The sequence below is a fragment of the Garicola koreensis genome, from assembly GCF_014195445.1.
GTDB lineage: Bacteria > Actinomycetota > Actinomycetes > Actinomycetales > Micrococcaceae > Nesterenkonia > Nesterenkonia koreensis.
Window position 1 is genome coordinate 40,267 of sequence record NZ_JACIBT010000006.1, and the last position, 20,830, is coordinate 61,096.

At 65.9% G+C, this 20,830-nt stretch carries 23 protein-coding genes; 15 read left to right on the forward strand and 8 right to left on the reverse strand.

Annotation, left to right across the window (positions count from 1 at the left end):
* The first annotated feature begins 18 nt into the window (after nucleotides 1-18).
* The 3 genes from FHX47_RS08220 to FHX47_RS08230 are packed head-to-tail and all read left to right on the forward strand — an operon-like array spanning nucleotide 19 to nucleotide 2,354.
* Nucleotides 19-1,047 carry an NAD(P)H-quinone oxidoreductase gene (locus FHX47_RS08220; RefSeq protein WP_183358459.1) on the forward strand — a complete coding sequence of 343 codons (1,029 nt, stop codon included), beginning with the start codon at nucleotides 19-21 and terminating at the stop codon, nucleotides 1,045-1,047.
* Nucleotides 1,048-1,105: 58 nt separating this feature from the next.
* Nucleotides 1,106-1,663 carry a thioesterase family protein gene (locus FHX47_RS08225; RefSeq protein WP_183358460.1) on the forward strand — a complete coding sequence of 186 codons (558 nt, stop codon included), beginning with the start codon at nucleotides 1,106-1,108 and terminating at the stop codon, nucleotides 1,661-1,663.
* Nucleotides 1,664-1,721: 58 nt separating this feature from the next.
* The gene (locus FHX47_RS08230; protein ID WP_183358461.1) at nucleotides 1,722-2,354 is read left to right on the forward strand and encodes a 2'-5' RNA ligase family protein; all 633 of its coding nucleotides are present in this window, start codon (nucleotides 1,722-1,724) and stop codon (nucleotides 2,352-2,354) included.
* A gap of 36 nt (nucleotides 2,355-2,390) precedes the next feature.
* On the opposite strand, the gene FHX47_RS08235 is transcribed toward FHX47_RS08230, so the two are convergent.
* The 3 genes from FHX47_RS08235 to FHX47_RS08245 are packed head-to-tail and all read right to left on the reverse strand — an operon-like array spanning nucleotide 2,391 to nucleotide 4,798.
* Nucleotides 2,391-3,086 (reverse strand): GntR family transcriptional regulator, encoded by a 696-nt coding sequence (locus FHX47_RS08235; RefSeq protein WP_246328117.1) that lies wholly within the window; start codon nucleotides 3,084-3,086, stop codon nucleotides 2,391-2,393.
* A 22-nt stretch (nucleotides 3,087-3,108) separates the two neighbouring features.
* Nucleotides 3,109-3,888 (reverse strand): maleate cis-trans isomerase family protein, encoded by a 780-nt coding sequence (locus tag FHX47_RS08240; protein WP_183358462.1) that lies wholly within the window; start codon nucleotides 3,886-3,888, stop codon nucleotides 3,109-3,111.
* Between the two features lie 31 nt (nucleotides 3,889-3,919).
* Complete coding sequence (locus FHX47_RS08245) at nucleotides 3,920-4,798, reverse strand: maleate cis-trans isomerase family protein (protein ID WP_183358463.1); 879 nt, start codon at nucleotides 4,796-4,798, stop codon at nucleotides 3,920-3,922.
* A gap of 81 nt (nucleotides 4,799-4,879) precedes the next feature.
* Here FHX47_RS08245 and FHX47_RS08250 point away from each other — a divergent pair, with 81 nt between their 5' ends.
* The 12 genes from FHX47_RS08250 to FHX47_RS08305 all read left to right on the forward strand — a co-directional run bounded on the left by FHX47_RS08250 (nucleotide 4,880) and on the right by FHX47_RS08305 (nucleotide 15,758).
* Entirely contained in the window at nucleotides 4,880-5,869 is a 990-nt protein-coding gene (locus tag FHX47_RS08250) for a D-2-hydroxyacid dehydrogenase (protein WP_183358464.1), read from the forward strand.
* A gap of 83 nt (nucleotides 5,870-5,952) precedes the next feature.
* Nucleotides 5,953-7,377 (forward strand): amidase, encoded by a 1,425-nt coding sequence (locus FHX47_RS08255; RefSeq protein WP_183358465.1) that lies wholly within the window; start codon nucleotides 5,953-5,955, stop codon nucleotides 7,375-7,377.
* A 3-nt stretch (nucleotides 7,378-7,380) separates the two neighbouring features.
* The gene (locus tag FHX47_RS08260; protein WP_183358466.1) at nucleotides 7,381-7,902 is read left to right on the forward strand and encodes a DUF3830 family protein; all 522 of its coding nucleotides are present in this window, start codon (nucleotides 7,381-7,383) and stop codon (nucleotides 7,900-7,902) included.
* 373 nt (nucleotides 7,903-8,275) lie between these two features.
* Nucleotides 8,276-8,512, forward strand: coding sequence for a 50S ribosomal protein L28 (gene rpmB, locus FHX47_RS08265; protein WP_183358467.1), 237 nt, complete (start codon nucleotides 8,276-8,278; stop codon nucleotides 8,510-8,512).
* Nucleotides 8,512-8,679, forward strand: a complete 168-nt coding sequence (gene rpmG, locus FHX47_RS08270) for a 50S ribosomal protein L33 (RefSeq protein ID WP_183358468.1) — start codon at nucleotides 8,512-8,514, stop codon at nucleotides 8,677-8,679. The genes rpmB and rpmG overlap by 1 nt, the downstream gene beginning before the upstream one ends.
* A 2-nt stretch (nucleotides 8,680-8,681) precedes the next feature.
* Entirely contained in the window at nucleotides 8,682-8,987 is a 306-nt protein-coding gene (gene rpsN / locus FHX47_RS08275; protein ID WP_183358469.1) for a 30S ribosomal protein S14, read from the forward strand.
* A 121-nt stretch (nucleotides 8,988-9,108) separates the two neighbouring features.
* A complete protein-coding gene (locus FHX47_RS08280) occupies nucleotides 9,109-10,053 on the forward strand; it encodes a 3-hydroxyacyl-CoA dehydrogenase NAD-binding domain-containing protein (protein ID WP_183358470.1) in 945 nt (314 codons plus the stop codon).
* 257 nt (nucleotides 10,054-10,310) lie between these two features.
* Nucleotides 10,311-10,595, forward strand: a complete 285-nt coding sequence (locus FHX47_RS08285; RefSeq protein WP_183358471.1) for an HU family DNA-binding protein — start codon at nucleotides 10,311-10,313, stop codon at nucleotides 10,593-10,595.
* Nucleotides 10,596-10,713: 118 nt separating this feature from the next.
* Nucleotides 10,714-10,926: a hypothetical protein gene (locus FHX47_RS08290; RefSeq protein WP_183358472.1), complete on the forward strand. Its 213-nt coding sequence runs from the start codon at nucleotides 10,714-10,716 to the stop codon at nucleotides 10,924-10,926.
* On the forward strand, nucleotides 10,907-13,057 hold the full coding sequence (locus tag FHX47_RS08295; protein WP_343064346.1) for a bifunctional copper resistance protein CopD/cytochrome c oxidase assembly protein: 2,151 nt from the start codon (nucleotides 10,907-10,909) through the stop codon (nucleotides 13,055-13,057). The genes FHX47_RS08290 and FHX47_RS08295 overlap by 20 nt, the downstream gene beginning before the upstream one ends.
* 82 nt (nucleotides 13,058-13,139) lie before the next feature.
* Nucleotides 13,140-15,089, forward strand: coding sequence for an NHL domain-containing thioredoxin family protein (locus tag FHX47_RS08300; protein ID WP_183358474.1), 1,950 nt, complete (start codon nucleotides 13,140-13,142; stop codon nucleotides 15,087-15,089).
* A gap of 192 nt (nucleotides 15,090-15,281) precedes the next feature.
* Nucleotides 15,282-15,758, forward strand: coding sequence for a flavodoxin domain-containing protein (locus FHX47_RS08305; protein WP_183358475.1), 477 nt, complete (start codon nucleotides 15,282-15,284; stop codon nucleotides 15,756-15,758).
* Here FHX47_RS08305 and FHX47_RS08310 read toward each other — a convergent pair.
* The 5 genes from FHX47_RS08310 to FHX47_RS08330 all read right to left on the reverse strand — a co-directional run.
* The gene (locus FHX47_RS08310) at nucleotides 15,743-17,947 is read right to left on the reverse strand and encodes an MMPL family transporter (RefSeq protein WP_183358476.1); all 2,205 of its coding nucleotides are present in this window, start codon (nucleotides 17,945-17,947) and stop codon (nucleotides 15,743-15,745) included. The genes FHX47_RS08305 and FHX47_RS08310 overlap by 16 nt on opposite strands.
* Nucleotides 17,948-17,971: 24 nt before the next feature.
* Nucleotides 17,972-18,469: a MarR family transcriptional regulator gene (locus tag FHX47_RS10870; protein ID WP_183358477.1), complete on the reverse strand. Its 498-nt coding sequence runs from the start codon at nucleotides 18,467-18,469 to the stop codon at nucleotides 17,972-17,974.
* A 98-nt stretch (nucleotides 18,470-18,567) separates the two neighbouring features.
* A complete protein-coding gene (locus FHX47_RS08320) occupies nucleotides 18,568-19,779 on the reverse strand; it encodes an MFS transporter (RefSeq protein ID WP_183358478.1) in 1,212 nt (403 codons plus the stop codon).
* 269 nt (nucleotides 19,780-20,048) lie between these two features.
* Complete coding sequence (locus tag FHX47_RS08325) at nucleotides 20,049-20,372, reverse strand: DUF4870 domain-containing protein (RefSeq protein ID WP_183358327.1); 324 nt, start codon at nucleotides 20,370-20,372, stop codon at nucleotides 20,049-20,051.
* A 201-nt stretch (nucleotides 20,373-20,573) separates the two neighbouring features.
* Nucleotides 20,574-20,830, reverse strand: a 257-nt coding sequence (locus tag FHX47_RS08330; RefSeq protein ID WP_183358479.1) for an aminotransferase class V-fold PLP-dependent enzyme, incomplete at its 5' end; no start/stop codon positions are given.

A 20,830-nucleotide genomic window follows, 5' to 3' on the forward strand; every position in this document is an offset into this window, starting at 1 on the left:
CTGTGCCACCATGGGGGCATGAACGAGGCGAACTCCACCATGAACGTCATCAACTTCGTGACCCCCGCTGGGCAGCAGAAGCCGTCGAAGGAGGAGCCCGCCGACCTCGTCGTCGCGGAGGCATCTCGGCCTGTGCCTGAACCGCACCAGGTGCTGATCCGGGTGGCCGCCGCAGGCATCAACGCCGCCGACATGCATCAGCGTGCAGGCAACTACCCGCCCCCGCCGGGAGCCTCCGAGGTCCCCGGCCTGGAAGTATCGGGCACTGTGGAGGAGATCGGCTCGGCCGCCGGTGCCTGGGATGTGGGAACCCCGGTGTGTGCGCTGCTGGCCGGCGGGGGATACTCCGAATACGTCGCCGTCGATGCCCGCCACGCACTGCCGGTGCCCGGGCCCGTGTCCTTGATCGAGGCCGGCGGACTGGTTGAAGTGGCCGCGACGTGCTGGGCCAACCTCTACATGCAGGCCGAAACGCGCCCCGGCGACTGGGTGCTGGTCCACGGGGGAACCGGCGGCATCGGCCAATTCGCGATTCAGCTGCTCAAGGCCACCGGGGCGCTGCCCGTGGTCACCGTCGGATCTGATGAGAAGGCTGCACTGGCCTCTCAGCTGGGGGCGCACAGTGTGATCAACTACCGTCGGGAAGACTTCGTCGAACGCGTCAAGGAGATCACAGACGGTCACGGTGTCGACGTCATCCTGGACGTCGTTGGCGCCGCCTACCTGGAACAGAACGTCAAAGCGCTGGCTCAGGGCGGCCGAATGGTGACCATCGGCACGCAGGGCGGAGCCAAAGGCACCCTGCCGTTCATGCACCTGATGGCTAAGCGCGCCTGGGTGACGGGCACCTTTTTGCGATCACGCACTGCCGATGAGAAGGCTGAGGTGGTCCAGCAGGTCCACCAGTACGTGTGGCCGCTGATCGAGGACGGCAGGATTGAGGTGGCTGTGGAACGCGCATTCGGTTTCCACCAGGCCGAGGCCGCCTATGCATTCTTCAGCTCTGCCGAGCGAACCGGAAAAATCGTCCTGACCCCCGGAAGCTGATCCTCATCCGCTGAGGTGCAGTTTTCGTGTTACCCGCCAGTCACTTAGCATGAGGGTCATGCATGTCATCTTCCGCACCCTGCTGATTCTGCTCAAGGCCCGACGCCGTTCGCGTGTTTCGCTCTGGGAATCTACCGACATCACCCTGCGCGCCCTGCCCACCGACGTGGACATCCTGCTGCACATCAACAACGGGCAGTACTTCTCCCTGTTCGACTTGGCCCGCTACGACCTGATGGCCCGGTCCGGGTTCTGGAACGCCACCCGCAAGGCGGGCTGGCACCCTGTGGTGCAGGCCGAACAGATCACCTTCCGCAAGTCGGTGAACTTCTGGACCAAGTTCCAGATCCACACCAAACTCATCGGGGTCGACGACCGGTGCTTCTACATTGAGCATCGCGTCGTGGTGGACGGTGAGATCTATGTTCGCGCCCACGTGGCCGGCCGATTCATCGGCCCCAACGGTCCAGTGAGCAACGACGAAATACTGGGACTGGCCGCCGACATCGGACACCCGGCCCCGGCAGACTTTCAGGTCAGCGAGGAGCTGCAGCGCTGGCGAGCGGAGTCCGCCCTGCCCTCGACGCGCAGGGCTGCGCCGAACGCCGGGTTCTGACACCACCAGTGACGGGCAGGGGAATGGTCCGCACCCGCGCGGCGCTGCATCAGAGACTATGAGACTCTTCGCCGCACTGATGCTTCCCGCTACTGCCGCCGAGCACCTGCAGATGGCCGTGCGCTCGGTCGACGCCACGGCACCACACCCCACTGCCGGGCGAGGTCGGCCGCTGCTGCGGTGGGTGCCGTACGAGCAGCGCCACATCACCTTGGCCTTCTACGGTGAGGTCCCGGCCGGGGCCGTCGATGAGCTTATCGCTGAGCTCGCCGCAGCCGTGGCCGAGGTCCCGCCCTTCCCCCTCAGAATCCGCGGCGCAGGTGTCTTCACCCGGCGCACCCTCTGGGCAGGGGTCCAGTACGCACCCGGTGAGCAGGCGAGCGCCGGGGCACCCCATCTCAGTCCGCTGCTGGAGCTGATGAGGATCAGCGAAACCATCGGGTCCGGCTACGCGCGCAGCCCAGAAGCGGTGTCCCAGCGGGATCGGCGCAGGGCCCACGTGACCCTGGCCCGGGCCCGCAGCCGCGGAGACGGCGAAGAGCAGCTGCGCACCCGCGCCGAGGCGCTCGCCGTCTACGAGGGGCCCACCTGGACGGTCACCGAGGCCCACCTCGTACTCTCAGAGCTGGGCCAGGGCAAGAGCGGCACACCGCTCTACACCACTCAGGCCGAGCTTCCGCTGGCCGGGTGAGAGTGCCCGGCGAGAACTGGGGGCGCCTACGGGCGCCTACGCGGTGGCCCGCTCGGCCGTGTCGCTGCTGACCAGCCGGTCCAGCGCCTCCTGCATATGGGTCTCAACGGCTTCCACCAGAGCCTCGGCGTCTCCGGCGGCGATCGCCTCACCGATTCGGCGGTGCTCGGCCACCTGCTCCTCAGGAACCTGATAGGTGCCCTGCAGCGCGGTCAGACACATGCGGGTCTCCACCATCAGTGTCCGGTGCATCCGCTGCAGCCGTGGGCTGTGGCTGCCGGCGACCAGGGCAGTGTGGAACTCCAGATCGGTGTCGGAGAGGGCTTCTAGGTCCCCGGCCTCCGCGGCGGTCTGCATCTTGGCATAGATGGTGCGCAGCCGGTTGACGGCCCCCTGGTCCTGCCTGCTGATGATCAGGCGACCGGCCGCAGCCTCAATCGCGATGCGCGCCGCGTACAGGTCTCGGATGCCCGCTTCGTCCAGTTCCTTGACGAACAGCCCACGATTGGGCTCGGCGCGCAGCAGACCTTCCTGAACCAGACGCTGCATGGCCTCGCGAAGCGGCCCCCGGCTGACCCCGAACTGCTGGGCCAACGCGGTCTCCGACAGTTGGGTGCCCGGGGTCAGGGAGCCGTACATGATTCCCTCGCGCAGCTGCCGAGTGATGAGACCGGCGGTGGATTCGCGGTTGACGCGTCTGAACTGCCGAGCGGTGGACATCTGATTCTCCAAGTGGTGGATTGTTGACAATTGATTATAGGCGCGAAGCATCAGACGGGCTGAACAGGGCTCCCAGGCCGGGCAGCCGGGGAGAGGTGACTCCGGCGATCCGCATGCCCTCCCACACGGTGACCTGGTTGGCAGTGAGCACCGGCTTGCCCAGGGCGGCCTCCAGCTCCGCCACCCACTGCAGCGAGTGCATCGCCGTATCGGGCACCAGCACCGCCTCAGCCTCATCGAGGTCCACATCGCGGATCATCTGCAGCACGTCCTCGCGGCCCATATGCCCGACCTCTCCGGCGGTGAAGATGTCGTGACTGGTGAAGCGGACCACCTCAGTGCCGGCCGCGGTGAGGAACACCTCGAAGTGATCGGCCAGCTCTGCCGGGTAGGAGGCCGCTACCGCAACTTTGCTGATCCCCAGCGCCGCCAGGGCGCGGGCGAAGGCCAAGGACGTCGACGACGCCGGCAGGCCCGCCTCCTCGGCCAGGCGCTCGGCTTGACGGTGTGCGCCCTCCCAGCCGTAGACGAAGCTGCCGGAGGTGCAGGCCCACATCACCGAATCCAGCTGGTGCTCAGCCTGCAGCCGCTGGTAGGCCTCGCTGAGCCGGGCGTGGGAGCCGGTTTCCAGCAGCGCTGCCGCAGTGTGCTCATCCACCCCGATGGTCGAGATCACCACCGGAAGCCGTACAGATCCGGTGTCGTCGTGGTGCTTCAGGGACGACTCGTAGGTGGGGTAGTCATCTTCGGCGGCGTGGCCGGGGTAGATGATCCCCACGGTGGGGGACTGTGCTGCCGGGGAGTGTGTGGTCATCGGGATATACCTCCTTCAACGGGGTCGCGGTTCAGGCAGCCACGGCTGGTTCTGCCGGGGCGCCGCTGAGGCTGCGCAGCGCAGCCCCGGGGCCGAAGTAGTCGCGGCCGGCCTGGCGCAGCGCAGCCCAGACAGTTGCCTGATTGGCGGAGATGACGGGTTTGCCCAGGTCCTGCTCCAGCCGGTCGAGGACCTGGTAGGTGGGCAGGTTGGTGCAGGAGACCAGCAACACGTCGGCCTCGGGGGTGTCCGCCCGGCGCACCAGGTCGTAGGTGGTCTGCCACGGAACGGTCCAGATGCGGCCGCGCAGCCCCAGATTGGCGGTGTGGACCAGGTCCACGCCGGCCTCGGCGAAGAACTGGTCGAAGAGGGCGCCGACCTCGTCGTCGTAGGGGGTTGCCGCCGCCACTTTGATGCCGCCCAGGGCCTGAACGGCCTCCACCAGGGCGCCGGAGGTGGTGACCGCCGTGGGATCCTGGTGAGCCTCAGGTTCGGCATCAGGCTCACCAAAGGCGGTGTCCACCGCCAGATCCGCTGCCGCCGAGGCCTCGCGCCCCGCCGACTGCATGGCCTCGATGAGGCTGCGCTCGCCGGCCAGGCCGCGCACGAAGCTGCCGGAGGTGCACCCGTAGATATAGCCCGCCGGCCGGGTGGCCGAGATGGCGCGCACCGCATCGGCGATCAGCTCCGGCCGTGAAATCTCCAGCGCCTGCCCCACGTTGACCGCCATGGGTTCGAAGCGGGTGCGGGTGAAGAGCAGATCAAGCTGATCGAACCCGTAGTCGTCCTTGGAGAAACGGCGCAGCTCCCGGTCCAGCACCATGTCGTAGGGCACCACCGTGCCGATGGGGGTCGCCTCGTGGTCAGAGGCCTGAAGCTGAAAGTCAGAGGGAAGGTGGGTCGACGTCATAATGACCCCTTAGGGAAGTGTGCAGGAGAAGACCTGCAGGATTGTTGACAATCTGCAGATCGTCTTCATAGTCTAAACCATATGGCAAACTCTTCGCCGGTCATTCTGGTACTTCGCCCCAGCGACCCTGACGCGGACCTGCGCACCCCTCCGGGACTCGATGAGCTGCAGGACAGTGCCGAGATCCGGTTTACCACCGCCTCCGAAATCAGCGAGAACATCGCAGGAGTCGACGCGCTCTTCCTCTGGGACTTCTTCTCCGGTGCCCTGCAGGACGCCTGGCCCCACGCGGATTCGCTGAAGTGGATCCACGTCGCAGCGGCAGGGGTGGACAAGCTGCTCTTCGAGGAGCTGAACAACTCCGAGGTGGTGGTCACCAACGCCCAGGGAACCTTCGACCGGCCCATCGCCGAATGGGTGCTCGGCGCCGTGGTCGCTGAGGCCAAAGACTTTGCCGGCAACTACCGGTACAAGGACCAGAAGATCTGGCAGCACCGCGAGACCAAACAGGTGCAGGGATCGAAGGCGCTGGTCATCGGCACCGGAGCCATCGGCCGGGAGATCGCCCAGCTGCTGTCAGCCGTGGGCGTCCAGGTGCGCGGAGCCGGCCGCCGAGTGCGCGAGAACGACGAGGACTTCGGCGACGTCCTGCTCTCCTCCGAGCTGACCGAACACATCGGGTGGGCCGATGTGATCGTCAACGCCGCCCCGCTGACTCCGCAGACCACCGACATGATCAACGCCGAGGTGCTGGCGGCGGTCAAACCTGGGGCTCACTTCCTCAACATCGGCCGCGGTGAATCGGTGGATCAGCCGGCACTCATCGAAGCGCTGCGCAGCGGGCCGCTGGGCTTCGCGTCGCTGGACGTCTTCGACGAAGAGCCGCTGCCGGACGAATCTCCGCTCTGGGACATGGAGAACGTGCTGATCAGCGCGCACATGTCCGGCGACGTGCTCGGGTGGAAGCACTCGCTGGCCCAACAGTTCACCGACAACGCTCGTCGATGGCTTCGCGGCGATGAGCTGAACAACGTGGTGGACAAGGCCAAGGGCTATGTCCCACGGCACTGATATTTTCCACGGCACTGACCAGTCACGCAGGACACCTACGACGCCGGGCCAGCTCGCGCGCACAACATGTGAAGGAGGAGGGGATGACGGAAACTGCACCGACTGACCTGGCGGAGCTGAGTGCCGCTGAGCTGGTAGAAGGATATGCCGCAGGCGACTTCACGCCGGTGGAGGCCACCGAGGCCGCCCTGGCGCGGATCGAAGAGCGCGACGGCGACCTCAACGCCTTTGTGCTGGTGGACCGCGACTCCGCCATAGCCTCCGCGCAGGCCTCGGCAGCGCGCTGGAGGGCGGGGGAGACCCTGGGTGCCGGCGACGGCGTGCCCACCAACATCAAAGACATCTTCCTGACCGCCGGGTGGCCGACGCTTCGCGGCTCCAACCTTGTGGACGAGGCTGGCCCCTGGGACACCGACGCGCCGTGCGTGGGTCGGCTGCGCGAATCCGGCGCAGTGCTGCTGGGCAAGGTGACCACACCGGAGTTCGCCTGGAAGGGGACGACCGACAGCATCCGCTTCGGCGCCACCGGCAACCCCTGGGACCCCTCGACCACCGCCGGAGGATCCTCCGGCGGCTCCTCCGCCTCGGTCGGTGCCGGGATGGGTGCCTGGTCGGTGGGCACCGACGCCGGCGGATCGGTGCGTATTCCCGCCTCCTTCACCGGCACGGTGGCCCTGAAGCCCACTTACGGGCTGGTGCCGATGTATCCGGCCTCACCCTTCGGCACCCTGGCCCACGCCGGGCCGATGACCCGCACGGTCACCGACACAGCCATGCTGATGGACGTCATCGCCGGGTTCGACCCCCGGGACTGGTCGGCCCTTCCCACCCCGAACGGGTCCTTCACCCGTGGGCTTGAGGACGGCGTCGAAGGGCTGCGGATCGCCTACTCGCCGACCCTGGGCTACGGGGAGAACGACCCCGAGGTGGAGCAGCAGGTGCGCCAGGCCGTCGAGGTGCTGAAGTCCCTGGGCGCCGTCGTCGATGAAGTGGATCCCGGCTTCGCTGACCCCATCGAGCACTTCCACGTGCTGTGGTTCACCGGAGCGAATAAGGTGGTCTCGGCCTACGGGGCCGGGGCGCTGGACAAAGTCGACCCGGGGCTGCGAGCCGGGATCGAAGAGTATTCCGACGCCACAGCCATGGACTTCCTGGATGCCACGCAGACCCGGATGGACCTAGGCGTGCAGATGGGCATTTTCCACCAGGAGTACGACCTGCTGGTCACCCCGACCATGCCGATCACCGCCTTCGACCGGAACCGCCAGGCCCCGCCGGGCTGGAAATCCGATCTGTGGACCACGTGGACCCCCTACACCTACCCGTTCAACATGACCCAGCAGCCGGCCGCCTCGGTGCCGTGCGGGGTCACCGCTGAGGGACTGCCGGTGGGGCTGCAGTTCGTGGCGGCCCGCACTCAGGACCGCATGGTCCTGCAGGCCGCCCGCGCCTACGAGAAGGCCTCAGGCGAACAGTACATCCGCCCCGTGGCTGCGAAGGCAGGCTGAATCATGACCCGCTACATCACCATCACTCTGGAGAAGCGCGGCGTGAGCTGCGTGGCCAAGATGCTCGACGACGCCGCCCCACGAACCTGTGCGGCGGTGTGGGATTCGCTGCCGCAGTCCGGGCAGGTCTATCACGGCAAGTACGCGCGCAACGAGATCTACAACCTGGTGCCTGCCTTCAGCTCGGTGGAACCGGGCAAGGAAAACACCACGGTGACCCCCATCCCAGGGGACGTGTGCTACTTCACCTTCGACTCTGATGACCTGGGGAACCCCGGCTACGGGTATGAGGCTGAAGCCGATGTTCGCGCCGACGACCCGGCCGCCGCCAAGTCGATCATCGACCTGGCGGTCTTCTACGGTCGCAACAACCTGCTCATCAACGGTGATCAGGGGTGGATCCCCGGCAACGTCTTCGCCACTATCGTGGAGGGATTGGACGAGATGGCCGAAGCCTGCCAGTCCATATGGATGGACGGAGCCCGCGGTGAGACGCTGGCCTTCGCCCGCGCCCACGAAGATTGAGCCCATGAAGACTACGCCCCGGCGCTCCCGCGCTTTGCGTCGTCGTCATGGGCTAGGATACGATTGAATGTCGCAAGCCGAGCTGTGCTGTGTCCAACTGAGTTGGGCCCGGCACCGGAAAACAGCTCAAGGCGTGTGAAGCCTGGATTCCAGCGCACCACACAAAGCACCGTTATTTAAGGCACTTCGGTTGGATCTCACCCAGCCTGGTCGCCCTCGTACGTCACGGTGATGCGGGAGCAATCCCACTTTGGTGGCGGGACTCGGCTCAACGACTACGTGCAGCATGCGGCTTTTGACTTAAGCCGGGTGGGGCATGTGCTCGCGGGTACCGCCCGTAATACATCTACGTACACTTATTGGAGGAGTGATCATGGCAGCACGTTGCCAGGTGACTGGAGTGGGGCCGCAGTTCGGCAACCATATTTCCCACTCTCATCGCCGCACCAAGCGCCGGTTCGACCCGAACATCCAGAAGAAGACCTACTGGGTGCCCTCTCTGGGCCGCAAGGTGACCCTGAACCTGTCCGTCAAGGGCATCAAGACCATCGACGTGCGCGGCATCGACGCCGTCGTCGACGACCTTCTGAAGCGTGGTGAGAAGCTCTAATGGCCAGAGAGAAGGACATTCGTCCCATCATCAAGCTGAAGTCGACGGCCGGCACGGGATTCACATACGTGACCCGCAAGAACCGCCGCAACAACCCTGACCGCATCGTGCTGAAGAAGTATGACCCGGTTGTCCGCAAGCACGTCGACTTCCGAGAGGAGCGCTGATCATGGCTAAGAAGTCTAAGATCGCAAAGAACGAGAAGCGCAAGGTCATCGTTGAGCGCTACGCAGAGAAGCGCGCCCAGCTGAAGAAGACCCTTGTAGACCCCAAGGCCACCGACGAGGACCGCGAGGCGGCACGCGTCGGGCTGCAGAAGCTGCCCCGCGACGCCTCCCCGGTGCGCGTGCGCGACCGCGACTCGATCGACGGACGCCCGCGCGGCACCTTCCGGAAGTTCGGCGTCTCCCGTATTCGCTTCCGCGATATGGCCCACCGCGGCGAGCTGCCAGGAATCACCAAGTCATCCTGGTGAGCTGATTCATCTCGCTTCAGGGCGGGGCTTCCCTCCGGGGAGGCCCCGCTTTCTGCATATGCTGGGTGCGGAGACCAGCGCAGCACCACAGAGAATCGGCGATGAGGATGGGGAGCAGCAGATGCCAGAGACGAGCCGAAGCCGGCAGCCACACTCTGCCGTGCCGGATCAGGCACCGGCCGCAGCAGCAGTCATCGGTGCCGGGACGATCGGACTCTCATGGGCACGGCTGTTTGCATCCTGCGGCAGCACTGTCACGGTATTCGACCCGCGCGAAGACCTGCAGGACGCACTGGCTGCAGCAGCCAGGGACGCCGGACTGCCTGAGGAAGCTCTGAGCCGTGCGGAGTCGATAGAGGCCGCGGTCGCTGAAGCGGACTTCGTCCAGGAGAGCGGCCCAGAGGACCCCAAGGCCAAGGCCGAACTGTTTGCACAAGTGGCTCAGGCGGCACCGGCGACCGCGCTGCTCATCTCCTCATCCTCAGCGATCACCGCCACACAGATCGCCGGCGCTCTGCCCGCTGAGGCGGCCGAACGTGTACTGATCGGACACCCGTTCAACCCTCCGCACCTGATGCCGCTGGTAGAGGTGGTCCCCGGAGAACGCACAGCGCAGCAGGCAGTCTCACGAGCGCTGGACCTGTACCGGGCCTATGGGCGCGAACCCATCCTGCTGAAGCGAGAGGTCCGCGGCTTCGTGGGCAACCGGCTGCAGAATGCGGTGCTTCGCGAAGCAGCCTATTTGGTGCAGTCCGGGGTGGTGGATGCCGCAGATCTGGATACGGCAGTCAAGAACTCTCTGGGGCTTCGGTGGGCCGCCGTAGGCCCCTTGGAAGGCATGCACCTGGGAGGCGGCGATGACGGGCTGGCGGGCTTTATGAAGCACATCGGACCCTCCTTCGCTGCGATAGACCGCCACGAGCCGGATATGAGCGAGTCAGGACTGGCCCCCGTGGTGGCGCAGACTGATCAGGCCTACGGGCTGCCGCCAGCGCCGCAGACAGCGGCCCGAAGAGACCGCATCCAGCAGGAGATCCTGCGCGTGCGCAACGAACAGCGCAGCTGAAACGAACAGTGCAGCTGAGGAGCATCACTGTCACGGCGATGAATCGGTCGAACTGCCCATCGGGGATGCGCGCCTGAACCGTCCGCTGACAGGCGAAATGCCGGTGAACACGCCAGAAAACGCGGTTCTATGCCCCAGTTGGCCGTGTGGCGTGGTAAGTTGCCGTTCTGAAAGCCCAAAGACCCCTCCGATCCGCGCAATGGCGCGGATGTCCGGGGTGATGGGAACTCATAAGAACAGTCCAGGAGGACAAGCACATGGCACTGAACCGTAGCGAGCTCGTCGCCGCAGTCGCAGAGAAGTCCGGCAATTCCCAGGCCGCCGTCAACGGCGTACTGGACGCCGTCTTCGAGGCGTTCACCGAGCAGATCTCCAAGGGCGAGAAGGTTTCCATCCCCGGCTGGCTCTCCGTGGAGCGCACTGAGCGCGCCGCACGCACCGGCCGCAACCCGCAGACCGGCGAGACCATCCAGATCCCCGCCGGCTACTCCGTGAAGCTCTCCGCTGGTTCCAAGCTGAAGGCTGCAGCCAGCAAGAAGTGAATCCACTGATGAGGTGAGCACAGCTCACTGATTCAGCTTCCACAGGACGACCCCTCATGCTCAAGCACAGGAGCCGAGGGGTCGTCCTGTGTCTTCTACAGGGCGTAGAATTATTCGCATGCCACTTTCTGCGCTGCTGAGCGTTCTCGCCCAACCAGAATTGGGCGCCGACGCCCCGAGCTGGGCGCCGATCGTCTTTGCGGTCGGCGCGTTCGTCGTGGTGGTCCTGGTGCTGATCCTGGTACGTCAGAAGCTCAAACAGTATGAGATGCGCAGACAGGACCCAGACCACCCAGAAGACGCTGATGCACGTGACCCAGACCAAGACTGAGGCGCGAGTCTGGGCCGCACCGCTGCCGCTGACCGCCCTCGCGCTCTGTGCGGGACTCATCACCCTGACCGTTGCCGGGCTGCTCACCGGACTGGCCCAGGCCGGGGAGATCAGCGACCCCGGGGCCGTGACGCGCTGGGGCCTGCCGACCGCCCGGTACGTGCACCATCTGGCTGCAGCCACTGCCATCAGCTCAGCCATCCTCGCGGCCATCGCGGTTCCACCGCGCACCGGGCCGCGCCAGCGCCGCAAAGCAGACCGCAGTGCAGACCAGCACAGCGAACACCCGATCTACGCTCGCCTGCTGCAGATCGCGACGATCGCGGCCATCGTGTGGGTGGTGGCCGCCCTGGCCGTGATGGTGCTGACCTTCTCCACGCTGGCCGGACTGCCCCTCTCCGCCGATGAGAGCTTCTCCACCGGCTTCTTCGACTTCGTCACCAATATCACCACCGGCCAAGCCTGGTTGACCGTGGTGCTGATTGCTGGGGCCTTCGGCACCCTGGTCGCCGCAGTGCGCAGCCCTGCCGGCCTGGGCTTCACCGCGGTGCTGGGCCTGTGCGCCCTGGTGCCGATCGCCATGGTGGGCCACTCCTCCTCAGGTGATGACCACAACGCTGCGGTGAGCTCACTGGGGCTGCACCTGCTGGGGGTGGTCATTTGGGTTGGCGGGCTGGTGACACTGGCCCTGCTGGCGCCGCAGATTGCCCGCACGGCGTCCAGTCTGAGTGCCCGGGACCAGGGCGGGCCCGAGCTGCTGGGCACCCTGCTGCGTCGCTACTCGCTGCTGGCCGCAGTGGCACTGGCCACTGTTGTCGCCTCCGGGGTGATCAACGCCGAAGTGCGCGTGAGCTCATTCGCCCAGCTGTTCACCACCGACTACGGACTCATGCTGGTCGTCAAGATCACCGCCACCGCGGTGCTCGCCGTGGTCGGATGGATGCATCGCAGCTGGGTCATCCCCCGCCTGGCCGGATCCCACCTGGGCACTTCAATGCCGCCCGGAACGCAGCGCGGCGCAACAGCAGCACCCAGCTCTTCACGCTTCACCACCACCAGACTGCTGTGGCAGATGATCCTGGTCGAGGTCGCCATCATGTCCTCGGTGATCGGCGTCAGCGCGGTGCTGGGCCGCACGGCACCGCCGGTTCCCGATGACCTGCCCCCCGACGCCAACCCCACACGCATACTGACCGGTTACGACCTGCCGCCCGAACAGAGCCTCGGCCAGTTCTTCACCCTCTGGCGCATGGATTGGCTGTGGGTGGCGATCATCGCCTTCCTGGCGATCTGGTACCTGCGCGCCATGCTGCAGCTGCGTGCCCGCAGCATCTCCTGGCCGGTGATGCGGGCAGTCTCCTGGCTGTTCGGCCTGGCGGTCCTGTTCTGGGTCACCTCAGGCGGCGCAGCCGTCTACGGCATGGTCACCTTCTCCGGGCACATGGTCCAACACATGACACTGACCATGGTGGCCCCCATCTTTCTGGTGATCGGTTCCCCGGTGACGCTGGCCCTGCGCGCACTGCCCACCCGGCGCGACGGCACCCGCGGCGCGCGAGAGTGGATCATTTGGCTGGTGCACTCCAAGGGGTCAAAACTCATCTCCCACCCCCTGGTGGCCTCAGCCAACTTCGCCGGGTCCATCATCATCTTCTACTACACCCCGCTCTTCGGACTGGCCCTGGAATACCACCTGGGCCACCTCCTGATGACAGTGCACTTCCTGCTCACCGGCTACATCTTCGCCCTGGTGCTCATCGGCCGGGACCCGCTGCCCAGTCGTCCTCCGCACTACCTGCGCGTGCTGATCCTGCTGGCGACGATGGCCTTCCACGCATTCTTCGCCATCGCTCTGATGTCCAGCGAAGGCCTCATCCAGGCCGACTGGTTCGGAAATATGGGCCACGGCTGGTTCCCCGCCCTAGACGACCAGCATCTCGGCGGTGAACTGATGTGGGGACTCGGCGAGATTCCCGCGCTGCTTCTGGGGGTGATCGCCTGTGTCCAGTGGGCCAGTGACGACACCCGCGAAATGCGGCGGGTCGACCGTGAGGCGGACCGCACCGGCGATGCCGAGCTGGAGGAGTACAACCAGATGCTGGAACAGATGGCTGAACGCCGCCGCCGGTAACACTGCGAAACACAGGAACAACTGCCGCTGCCGCCGGGTTCTTCCAAGAGTACGACGCCGCACCACCCCCAGGGAGCCGATGATGACAGAGACCACCCGCCGCGCCGGACGAGTGCGAGCCTCCGAACTGGTCGGCCGGGGCTGGCTGAACACCGGTGGCAAACAGGTCACCCTGGAGGATCTGCGCGGCAAGATCGTCGTCCTGGACTTTTGGACCTTCTGCTGCATCAACTGCCTGCACGTCCTCGATGAGATGCGCCCCCTGGAGGAGCAGTACTCCGATGTGCTGGTCACCGTGGGGGTGCACTCACCGAAGTTTGAGCACGAGGCTGACCCGCAGGCGCTGGCGGCCGCCGTGGAGCGCTACGAGATCGAACACCCGGTGCTTGATGATCCTGAGCTGATCACCTGGCAGAACTACTCCGCCCGCGCGTGGCCCACGCTTGTGGTGGTGGACCCGGAGGGCTACATCGCCGCCTCACTGGCCGGAGAAGGCCATGTGGCCGGCCTGAGCTCCCTGGTAGAGGAACTGGTGGCCGAGCACGAGGCCAAGGGAACCCTGCACCGCGGCGACGGTCCCTATGTGGCGCCGGAGCCGGTCTCGCGCACGCTGCGCTTCCCCGGCAAGGCGGTGCCGGTGGATCGCGCGTTGGGCGACGACGCCGCAGGCCGCTTCCTCGTCGCCGACACCGGTCACCACCGGATCGTGGAGCTCGACGTCGATCTGGAGACCGTGACCCGGTCCTGGGGCTCCACAGAGAAGGGCCACGCCGACGGTCCGGCCCAGACTGCGCAGTTCAGTGAGCCGCAGGGACTGACCATCCTCCCCGAGGATGTGGCTGCCGAGGTCGGATACGACGTCGTCGTCGCTGACACAGTCAACCACATGCTGCGCGGCATCAACGCCAGCACCGGAGAGGTCAGCACCCTGGCCGGCAACGGGGTGCAGCGTCTGCTGGACGCCGAACGCACCCGCACCGAGCAGGGCGTGGGTCCGTTGGATGCCGATCCGCTGCGCGTCTCGCTGTCCTCCCCCTGGGATGTGCTGTGGAGTCGGGCCCTGGGCCAGGTGGTCGTCGCGATGGCGGGCACCCACCAAATCTTCAGCTTCGACCCCACCACTGGGCAGCTCGCCGTCTACTCCGGCACCGGACTGGAGGGCCTCACCGACGGACCCCCCGACGAGGCGTGGTTCGCCCAAACCTCAGGGCTGGCCCAGGACGCAGCCGGTGACCTGTGGCTGGCAGACTCTGAAACCTCGGCGCTGCGGGTGCTGCGCATTTCGGAGGATGCACAGAGCCCCCGTGCGGAGACGCTGATCGGGGAGGGGCTCTTCGACTTCGGGTTCCGCGATGGCGACCCCGCGCAGGCGCGGCTGCAGCACCCCTTGGGGGTGGCGGCGCTGCCGGACGGATCCGTGCTGGTCGCCGACACCTACAACGGTGCCGTCCGCCGCTACCGCGGCGAACACACCGCCGCCGACGGGTCCCTCGTCGCCGCGGAGGTCTCCACTGTGGCCCGGGGGCTGAAGGAGCCCTCGGACGTGCTGCTCGACGCCGACGGCTCCACCCTGCTGGTGGTGGAGACCAACGCCCACCAGCTGGTGCGCATCGCCGTTCCCGAGCAGTACCTCACCGTGGACGAGGGAGCAGCCCAGTCCCAGCGGCCCGTCACCGCGGTGGCACCGGGCAGCTTCGATCTGAGCATCGGGTTCTCCGCGCCCACCGGCCAGAAGCTCGACGACCGGTGGGGGGATCCGACTCAGCTGCAGGTCTCCTCGACCCCGCCTGAGCTCATCACCGCAGGCGAGGGCACATCGGTGGGTCTGCAGCGGCAGCTGCAGCTGAACCCTGAGATCGAGGGCGGAGTCCTGCACATCACCGCCCGGGCAGCCGCCTGCGACGGTGCCGAGGGCGAAGAGATCCCCATGCATGCCGCCTGCCACATGTACCAGCAGGACTGGGGCATCCCGGTCACTGTTGAGCACAGCGGAGACTCCGGACTGGTCCTGGACCTGCGCGGCGTGCACTAAATACCCTGACTGCGGCTGCCGCCTGGTGGGGCGGTCACCGACCCCACGACCAGGACCCGGCAGTCTGCGAGGAATTCTGGCCCACCCGGCAATGATTCATCTGCGGTGTCTGCGCGGGCGGTACCCTGGGACCATCACAATTCGGTAAGCTCGCAGAGTTACCTCAAGTTCCTGGCGAAAGGCGCGAGACCTATGACCACGATGGTCGTTGTGGCCAGCAAGCACGGCTCCACCGCAGAGATCGGTGAACGGATCGCCTCCACCCTCAGCGCCCGCGGCGTCAAAGCCCACGTCAAAGACGTCGATGAGGCCGGCAAATGGCTCTACGAGGCCGATAACGTGGTGGTGGGCATCCCCGTCTACATGCATAAGCTGCTGGAGGACGGGACGCTCTTCGTGGAGTCCAACCGCACGGAGCTGGCCGGCAAGCCGCTCTTCTTCTTCGCAGTGGGCGCCGCGCCCAAGCTGGAGCAGCAGTCCCTGGAGCGCATTCAGCGCTTTCCCCATCGGGAGATCACCTATTTCCGCGGAGCAGTGGACCCTGCGAAGCTCGGCTTCTTTGAAAAGCTGCAGCTCAAGCGGACCAAGTCGCCCCAGGACGCCGACCTGCGCGACTGGCCCGCGATCGAGGACTGGGCCCACGGTCTGCTCTCCTACGGCGTCACCTGAGGCTCAGCGGGGCGTTCCCGCTTCTCCCTGCGGTTCAGCGCTGAGGGCCACCAGGCAGTCCGCCCCAGATCCACCACCAGGGCTGGCACCTGCAGAGTGCGGACGATGAACGTGTCGATGAACACTCCCAGCGCCACCAGGAACGCCAATTGGACCATGAACATCAGCGGTAGCACTGCCAGCGCCGTGAATGTGGCCGCCAGCACCACACCGGCCGAGGTGATGACTCCGCCGGTGACCACCAGAGATCGCAGCACACCTGTGGCTGCGCCGTGCTTCGGCGTCTCCTCCCGGGCGCGGGTCATCAGGAAGATGTTGTAGTCCACCCCCAGGGCTACCAGGAACATGAATCCGAACAGCGGCACTGTGGGGTCAGCCCCCGGGAACTCGAAGACGTGGTTGAACACCAGTGCGGAGATCCCCAGCGCCGAAAGATAGGACAGCCCGGTGGTGACCAGCAGAATCAGCGGGGTCACCAGGGAGCGCAGCAGCACAATCAGAATGAGCGTCACGACCAGCAGCACCAGCGGCACGATCACCAGCAGATCCCGCTGAGCGGTTTCGTTGGTGTCCAGCTGAGTGGCGCTGGTCCCACCGACCAGGGTTTCTGCGTCGAAGCTCTCCGACAGTGACCCTCTCAGACTCTGGACGGTCTGCTCGGCCTCCATGGAGTCACCGGGGCTGTTCAGGGTAGCCGAAATCTGCACCATCCCGTCAACTTCGACTGCCTCGCTCGGGCCAGAGGCCGGGGCACCACCCTCACCGACCAAGTAGCCCTCAGTGACGCCGTCGTCCTCAACAGTCAGCTCCAGGGCCTCGGCAGCCTGGTCAGCGTCTACGAACACGGTCGCAGGGCTGCCGGTGCCGGCGTCGAAATGCTCCTCCAGCAGCTGCTGGCCGGATTTCGTCTCGGTCTCGCCGAGCACGAAATCTGACTGGGGGATCCCATCAGCGCGCAGCTGGGTCACCCCTGCGGCGCTGGCCAGCAGCACCAGGGTCACTGTGATCCAGATGACGCGGGGCCGGGCCTGCACCACAGAGGCCACTCGGCGCCAGAGTCGATGATCGCGTGGTGCTGGCGCAGCGGCATCGGTCTCTGCAGATGCCTGCTGCGGGCGCGGCACCCGCGGCCAGAATGCGGCCCGGCCTACCAGCCAGAGCATCGCGGGCAGGAAGGTCAGGGTCGCAGCCATGGAGAACACGATGCCGGAGGCGGCGACCGGTCCCAGAGCGCGGTTGGAGTTCAGATCAGAGGCCAGTAGGCACAGCAGGGCCAGGGCCACAGTTCCGCCCGAGGCCAGCACTGCTGGGGCGGTCTTTCGCACTGCGATGAGCAGTGCCCCTCGCCGATCCTGCCGCGCAGTGAGCTCCTCCCGGTATCGGGCCACCAGCAGCAGGGAGTAGTCGGTGGCTGCACCGATGACCAAGATGGACAGGATGCCCTGCACCTGGCCGTTGAGCTGGATCCACTGGGCATCAGCCATCAGGTAGGTGACGGTGATCGCCGCACACAGTGCTCCGATCGAGGAGAGCAGCACGAGGAAGGGCAGCAGGAAGGAGCGGTAGACGACGACCAGAATGATCAGCACAGCCACCACTGCCACCAGCAGCAGCAGGCCGTCGACGCCGGAGAAGGCCTCCGCCAGGTCTGCTGAGTAGGCGGCCGGACCGGTGACATGAGCCTGCCAGGTCTGCTCGTCGAAGGACTCGGCCACCAGATCGCGCAGCTGCTGAAGAGCTTCGTCGTCCTCGCCCCCGCTCTGCAGAAGGGCGGTCATCTGCAGCGCCTGACCATCTTCGGAGGGTTGGGGCGGAAGAACTTCGTCGACTCCGGATATCTCACCGGCCTCTTCGGCCGTACTCTGAGCAGCGGAGAGGTCATCGTCGGAGAGCTCACCATCCTGCAGCGATGCGACGATCACCGCCGGGACGGTCTCACCGTTGCTGAACTGCTCCTGCAGGTCCAGGGCGCGGGTGGATTCAGCCTCGGCCGGCAGGAAGGCCGCCTGGTCGTTGGTGACCACTGAGGAGAGGTTGGCGAAGGTTTGTCCGCCCCAGGCGGTCCACGCGATCCAGATGACCACCAGCACCGCAGGGATGAGGACTCGCGTGCGGCGCAGCGCAGTGCGGCCGCGACTCTGCGAGGAGTCCTCGTTGCGGCGTGCAGGGGCAGGGGAGGTATCAAGCATGACGGGGCTCTGTCTGTTGGGAGGCTATTGCGGATCTGATGCGGTGAGCTGTTCGGCCAGGCGTTCCATAAATGCAACGGCGGCTTCCAGCTGGTGGGGGGAGAACTCGGCGATGACCGCACGTATGGTGCTCAAATGTTCGTCAAAGTGCCGGTGAAACGTGCGGCGGGCCTCATCGGTCAGCGTGAGGACCTGTGACCTGCGGTCCCAGCTGTGCGGCTCACGTCGCAGGAACCCGTGATTGGCCAGACGGCGGATGAGGGCGGTGGTGGCCGCTGTGGACATGCCCAGATGCTCGGAGAGCCCGAAGGGGGTGGCCTGATGGCCTCGCAGCTGCATGATGGATAAGGCGCGAAGCGCGCGAAGATCGGAAGCGTTGAGCTCCATGGACTGCGTCATACTGCTGTGCATATGGTCCATGGCGTCGGTCAACGCCTGGATGGCACGCAGCGCACGGCTCTGCTGCGAGGAGCCAGCATCAGCGCTGGGCTGCTCCAGCGGGTCGTCAGAAGGTGTGGGCACAGGGCAACTGTACATGTAATTCGATGATTTAGCTAAATAAACGAGATAGATGTGGCATGTTCAAGCCCTGCCGGACGCTCAGAACATCTGCGCAGCAGTTAGCCGGCCAACTGTCGGCGCAACGCCGCGGCTGTCATGATGGCGCCGATGATCAGCAGTAGGGAGAGCAGGAGCATTGCCGCTGGGTAGCCCACCGGGGAGTCGGCCAACCACCCGGTGACTGCCGGGCCTGCGGCACGACCTCCGGCCAGAGCCACAGCTTGGATGCCCATCAGGGTGCCGAACCGGGGTCCGCTGTACCAGTCACTCATGACGACTGCTCGCAGCGGCATGAACGCCCCGAACAACAGGCCGAAGAGGATGAAGTGTCCGTAGAGCTCCCAGGTGTGGGTGCCGCGTATGGCCATCCATACCGAGGGCATGATCAGTACCGTGACGACTAGCCAGAGTGTGGCGGAGTTGAAGCGGTTGGCCAGCACCGGCAGCAAGAACCGTGCTGGAAGGCTCAGCAGCCCCACCGCAGCGGCCCACCAGGCGAGCATGGTCGGGTCGAATCCGGAGCTTTCGAAGCGAGCGATGCGGTGGACGTTGAACGATTCCAAGACTGCCATGGTGCAGACCACGGCTATGGTCAGCGGAAGAAAACCAGCCGGCAGGCCGCGGCCGTCAGCGACCGCGATTTCCTCGGTCTCCAGGGCGGGAGCGATTGTCGCAGGTGCGGGGGCGACGCGCAGGGCCCACGCTGAGGCAAGTGTGGTGGTGGCCAGCACCAGCAGCCCCAGTACTGCTGCGGTGACCCTCCAGCCGTACCCCTCGACCAGAAACGTCGTCGAGGGGATGAAGATAGGTCCGGCCAGGCCGGTGATCAGCGTCAGGGTCCCGGCTGCGCGGTTGCGGGCCTGCCTGGTGAACCACTGCTGCAGGGCAATGAAGCCCGGATCGAAGAGAACCATCGCACTGCCGGGGCCGACCAGCAGCCACCAGGAACCCAACAGCTGCCAGGGTGTGGTGCTGAGTCCGAATCCGCAGAACCCCAGCATCACCAGCACCCCGCCCAGGGCGGTAAGTCCGCGGATCCCGTGACGATCTGCGTAGCGGCCCACCGGGATCGCCAATGCTGCTCCGGTCAGCACAGACCCGGAGAAGGCAGCAGACAGCAGGGACAATGAGTACACAGCACCGGCAGCCGTGGAGGTAATCAGCACCGAGGTGCCGAACAGGATCGCCCCGAAGCTCACACCAATGCTGACCGCCAATGAATACACCAGCCGGCCGAAGTAAGAAGCAGAATCAGACGAGGAACGGGACAAGGAAAGACCTCCAGGAAGTGGGCGTCAAAGGACGCCGACACCACTCCTGAAGGTTTCTATCCCGTAAGATCAACACCGCCCGCAGGCGGCATACCGTGGCGCTCGAACCAGACCCGACACCTCAAGATGCCGACGGAACCCTAGCCACCAGTGCTGGCCGGTCTCACCAGCATAGGCCACACTGAGGTGCTGGGGAGATTTCGAGACAGCGCGGCGTGCCCACGTCCCATGGCGAGACTGGGGCGTCGGGAGGGAAGGTGCCCCGCGCGCTATTTGATCAGGCGGATCGACAGCGGGTAGCGGTACGGTTGCCGGTTGTACGCCGCGATGGCGCCCATGATGCCGAAGATGAGGGCACATATCCAGGCCGCGAAGATGATCAGGAAGCCCACCAGAACGATCGTGAGTATACCGCCGACGACGTAGGCGATGAACAGTGTGATCTGGAAGTTCAGCGCTTCTTTGCCGTGTTGGTCCAGGGCCTGGCTGCGCTCGCGGCACACCAGCCAGATGACCAGCGGGGCCAACCAGGAAACCACCAGGCCCCCCAGGTGGATGCCTACACCCCAGCCCTGCTCCTCACCGGCCGTCATCGGCTGCGGGCCTGCTGCCCCCGGCTGACCCGCAGGTGCGGGGTCTCCCTGGGGTGATGGCTGCTGCCCCGGCGGAGGCGCATACCCCTGGTGAGGAGGTTGCCCCGCAGGGCTCGGATATGGTTCGTTCTGCGGTGGACGTGCCTGCGGCTCGTCTTCGAACGGCTGTCCACCCTCATTTGGCTGTGACATACCCTTACACTAGCTTGACACAGACTTGGCGTCTATGGTTCTGCGCAAACTGGTGAGCAGCCGGTCGACGTCGTCGTCGCTGGTATAGGGCGCGATTCCGATGCGCAGGCCGGTCTCATCTGCCAGATTGAGGGCCCTGACGGTCTCGTAGGCATAGAACGAACCGGCCGGGGCGTGGATGCCGTGGTCACTCAGCGCCCGTGAGACCTGCTGCGCGTGCTGCTCGGAGAAGGTGAGGAACAGGGTCGGCGTGCGCCGCTGCGCCC

Coding starts and splice junctions, on each gene's coding strand:
- FHX47_RS08220 (WP_183358459.1), top strand. CDS start 19: ATGAACGAGGCGAACTCCACCATGAACGTCATCAACTTCGTGACCCCC.
- FHX47_RS08225 (WP_183358460.1), top strand. CDS start 1,106: ATGCATGTCATCTTCCGCACCCTGCTGATTCTGCTCAAGGCCCGACGC.
- FHX47_RS08230 (WP_183358461.1), top strand. CDS start 1,722: ATGAGACTCTTCGCCGCACTGATGCTTCCCGCTACTGCCGCCGAGCAC.
- FHX47_RS08240 (WP_183358462.1), bottom strand. CDS start 3,888: ATGACCACACACTCCCCGGCAGCACAGTCCCCCACCGTGGGGATCATC.
- FHX47_RS08245 (WP_183358463.1), bottom strand. CDS start 4,798: ATGACGTCGACCCACCTTCCCTCTGACTTTCAGCTTCAGGCCTCTGAC.
- FHX47_RS08250 (WP_183358464.1), top strand. CDS start 4,880: ATGGCAAACTCTTCGCCGGTCATTCTGGTACTTCGCCCCAGCGACCCT.
- FHX47_RS08255 (WP_183358465.1), top strand. CDS start 5,953: ATGACGGAAACTGCACCGACTGACCTGGCGGAGCTGAGTGCCGCTGAG.
- FHX47_RS08260 (WP_183358466.1), top strand. CDS start 7,381: ATGACCCGCTACATCACCATCACTCTGGAGAAGCGCGGCGTGAGCTGC.
- rpmB (WP_183358467.1), top strand. CDS start 8,276: ATGGCAGCACGTTGCCAGGTGACTGGAGTGGGGCCGCAGTTCGGCAAC.
- rpmG (WP_183358468.1), top strand. CDS start 8,512: ATGGCCAGAGAGAAGGACATTCGTCCCATCATCAAGCTGAAGTCGACG.
- rpsN (WP_183358469.1), top strand. CDS start 8,682: ATGGCTAAGAAGTCTAAGATCGCAAAGAACGAGAAGCGCAAGGTCATC.
- FHX47_RS08280 (WP_183358470.1), top strand. CDS start 9,109: ATGCCAGAGACGAGCCGAAGCCGGCAGCCACACTCTGCCGTGCCGGAT.
- FHX47_RS08285 (WP_183358471.1), top strand. CDS start 10,311: ATGGCACTGAACCGTAGCGAGCTCGTCGCCGCAGTCGCAGAGAAGTCC.
- FHX47_RS08290 (WP_183358472.1), top strand. CDS start 10,714: ATGCCACTTTCTGCGCTGCTGAGCGTTCTCGCCCAACCAGAATTGGGC.
- FHX47_RS08300 (WP_183358474.1), top strand. CDS start 13,140: ATGACAGAGACCACCCGCCGCGCCGGACGAGTGCGAGCCTCCGAACTG.
- FHX47_RS08305 (WP_183358475.1), top strand. CDS start 15,282: ATGACCACGATGGTCGTTGTGGCCAGCAAGCACGGCTCCACCGCAGAG.
- FHX47_RS08310 (WP_183358476.1), bottom strand. CDS start 17,947: ATGCTTGATACCTCCCCTGCCCCTGCACGCCGCAACGAGGACTCCTCG.
- FHX47_RS08325 (WP_183358327.1), bottom strand. CDS start 20,372: ATGACGGCCGGTGAGGAGCAGGGCTGGGGTGTAGGCATCCACCTGGGG.